This is a genomic window from Rhizobium ecuadorense (assembly GCF_001187535.1).
Lineage (GTDB): Bacteria > Pseudomonadota > Alphaproteobacteria > Rhizobiales > Rhizobiaceae > Rhizobium > Rhizobium ecuadorense.
The window spans coordinates 1-207 of record NZ_LFIO01001069.1 but is presented as its reverse complement, the minus strand read 5'-3'; the positions used below and the strand labels follow the sequence as shown (position 1 = coordinate 207).

At 49.8% G+C, this 207-nt stretch carries 1 protein-coding gene; it reads left to right on the top strand.

Annotated features, from left to right (window positions below; genetic code table 11):
• Window positions 1–111: 111 nt before the first annotated feature.
• Window positions 112–207: LacI family DNA-binding transcriptional regulator (locus AF337_RS42445; RefSeq protein ID WP_152971141.1), on the top strand; the 96-nt coding region annotated here is incomplete at its 3' end.

Genomic DNA, 207 nt, shown 5'->3' with positions numbered 1-207 from the left:
CAATCGATCTTTCTTTTTTGCACAATCGATGGTGCAATGACTATCGATCAAGGTAGGGCTTTCGTCAAGAGGGGTTTGTTTCTAAGGGAACGACAGCGGAAAAGGCGAGATATGACAGACATCAGCAAGAAGAAGGCGACAATCTACGATCTCTCGATCCTATCGGGTGCGTCGGCTTCCACCGTAAGCGCCGTGCTCAACGGAAGC